Annotated in this window: 2 protein-coding genes and 1 pseudogene; all 3 read left to right on the top strand. The window is 63.9% G+C overall.

What is annotated here, in order from left to right; all coding sequences use genetic code 11:
• On the top strand, positions 1–401 hold a 401-nt coding region (locus J2852_RS31935; RefSeq protein WP_246500141.1), incomplete at its 5' end, for an Arm DNA-binding domain-containing protein.
• Between the two features lie 45 nt (positions 402–446).
• Positions 447–1028: a tyrosine-type recombinase/integrase gene (locus tag J2852_RS31930; RefSeq protein WP_246500139.1), complete on the top strand. Its 582-nt coding sequence runs from the start codon at positions 447–449 to the stop codon at positions 1026–1028.
• Between the two features lie 646 nt (positions 1029–1674).
• Positions 1675–1816: pseudogene (locus tag J2852_RS31925) on the top strand (IS6 family transposase); the annotation flags it as partial.

Genomic DNA, 1816 nt, shown 5'->3' with positions numbered 1-1816 from the left:
GAACCCAGGCCGGTATGAGGGGGGCCTCTGCCCGTTCGGCCCTTACAATCGGCGCAGCAGCACTCGATCAGCACCCGACTTTTTCAACGATATCGACGCCAAGCGGCCACAAGATCTACGTCGTCCAGTACCGTACCGGAAACGGGCGGACCCGCCGCTATACCATCGGCAAACACGGTTCTCCGTGGACGCCGGAACTTGCCCGAACCGAAGCGGACCGGCTGCTCCGCCGAGTCGCCGAGGGCAAGGACCCCCAGGCTGAAAAAGCGGCCGCGCGGACGTCGGACACCGCCTCGACGGTCGCCGCGGTCTTCGAAATCTTCATGCAGCGCCACGTCAGCCGCACGCGCGTCGAGAAGGAATACCGTGGCACCTTCAGGAACGAGGTCCTGCCCTACTAGGGCGACCGCCCGGTCGGCGGCGTCGAGCGGCGCGACATTATCGCCATGCTCGACCGGATCGTCGACCGTGGGGCGCCCATGCGGGCCAACCGGGTGTTCGCCTACGTCCGCAAGTTCTTCAACTGGTGCGTCTCCCGCGACCTCATTGCCGCCTCGCCTTGCGTCGGCGTCAGGCCACCCACGGACGAACGGGAGCGGGACCGGGTGCTTTCGGACGAGGAAATGCGGCTGCTCTGGTTCGCGTCCGTCCGGGTGGGCTGGCCGTTCGGTCCATTTCTCCGGCTCCTCATGCTCACCGCCCAGCGCCTCAACGAGGTGGCCGGCATGCGCTGGTCCGAACTCGACCTCGAACTGGCGATGTGGACCATTCCGGCGGAGCGCGCCAAGAACGGTACGGCGCACCTCGTTCCCCCTCTCGCCCGCTGCGGTCAGCCTCATATCGTCGCTGCCTCGGTTCGACCAGTCCGACTTGGTATTCACAACGACCGGTCGCACGCCGATCTCGGGGTGGACGCGCGGCAAAGCCCGAATAGAGGTCAGTGTTGTGTCCATCATGACGGAAGAGGCCGTTGCCGCCGGCAAGAGCACGGCAAACGTCAAACCGTTGGCCGATTGGCGTTTCCATGACATCCGCCGCTCGGTCACGACGGCTCTTGCCGCGATGGGGACGCCGCCACACGTCGCCGACCGCATCCTCAACCACGTCCAAGGGACGATTCGCGGCGTGGCTGCCGTCTACAACCGGCACCGATACCTTGATGAGCGACGGGCCGCGCTGAACGCCTGGGCCGAACGTACAAGGGAGATCGTTGGAAGGCCGGCGGTCACGCGGGCAGCCCCCACCCCGACTCATAACGGTTGAACTCGAAAAGTTGTTTTATGCCCTGCACGACGATGCCTCACCGACCAGATCAAGGTTTGCCTTTAAAAGCAGTCAATCTCATTGGTGCCATTGGGCGGTGGTGTCCGAAGCTGACCCATTGGACGCTCGGGGGCATCTGCATCCAACGTGGCACCCGACCAAACAATAAAGGAGGCGACGAAAAACCTTGGTAGCTTTGCCTCGGGCGATCATGGCTTCCGCCACGCCATCCTCCATCAAGCAAATTGCGTTCCGAAAAATGCGAAACTTGGCATCGCGGCGCACCTGGCTCTGTTGCAAATTTTGTGGTGGGGCGGGGATCCGGTAGAACCTCGGCGGGATCGGCGGCCGGGGTGACACGGTGATGCGCAGCAAAAAAGCCCGTTCAAGGGCCGACCGTTCACGACGGAGGTGATCCTGTGGGCGGTGCGCTGGTATCTGCAATTCCCGATCAGCTGCCGCGATCTGGAACGGATGCTGGCCGACCGCAGCGTGGCGGTCGATCACACGACGCTCTTCCGCTGGATCCAGGCCTACGCGCCGGAGTTGGACC

The organism is Azospirillum soli, assembly GCF_017876165.1.
Taxonomy (GTDB): domain Bacteria; phylum Pseudomonadota; class Alphaproteobacteria; order Azospirillales; family Azospirillaceae; genus Azospirillum; species Azospirillum soli.
This window is presented reverse-complemented; position numbering and strand designations above follow the sequence as displayed.

Excerpts from the sequence above, each read along its gene's own strand:
- J2852_RS31930 (WP_246500139.1), top strand. The coding sequence starts at position 447 with ATGCTCGACCGGATCGTCGACCGTGGGGCGCCCATGCGGGCCAACCGG.